This is a genomic window from Lentzea aerocolonigenes (assembly GCF_000955955.1).
Lineage (GTDB): Bacteria > Actinomycetota > Actinomycetes > Mycobacteriales > Pseudonocardiaceae > Lentzea > Lentzea aerocolonigenes_A.
The window spans coordinates 1-449 of sequence record NZ_JYJG01000608.1 but is presented as its reverse complement, the minus strand read 5'-3'; the positions used below and the strand labels follow the sequence as shown (position 1 = coordinate 449).

1 protein-coding gene is annotated in these 449 nt (G+C 63.7%); it reads left to right on the top strand.

Annotated elements, in window-relative coordinates; genetic code table 11:
- Positions 1 to 449, top strand: a 449-nt coding sequence (locus UK23_RS47840; protein ID WP_045318525.1) for a glycosyl hydrolase 53 family protein, incomplete at both ends; no start/stop codon positions are given.

Genomic DNA, 449 nt, shown 5'->3' with positions numbered 1-449 from the left:
GGCTACTACTGGCTCAACAAGTCCGGCGTGCGGCAGGACCTGTTCACCATCCTCAAGAGTTACGGCCTGACGGCGATCAGTCTGCGCACCTGGGTGAACCCGTCCAACAGCCCCGCCAACGGTCATTGCAGCATCCAGGAGACCGTCAAGATGGCGCAGCGTTGCCGTGACGCGGGTATGCAGGTGCTGCTCGGCTTCCACTTCGGTGACACCTGGAACTCAGTGGGCGTGCAGAAGCCGCCCAAGGCATGGGCGAACATGAGCTATGCGCAGATGCGGGACGCGCTGCGCCGGTACGTCGACGACTCGTTGAAGCTGCTCAAGGCCGGCGGTGTCACGCCTGGCTGGGTGAAGATCGGCAACGAACAGAACAGCGGCATCTGCTCCCCCGTCGGCAGCGTCAGCAAACCGTCCCAGATGACCGGCCTGCTCAACGGCGCCTACGACGT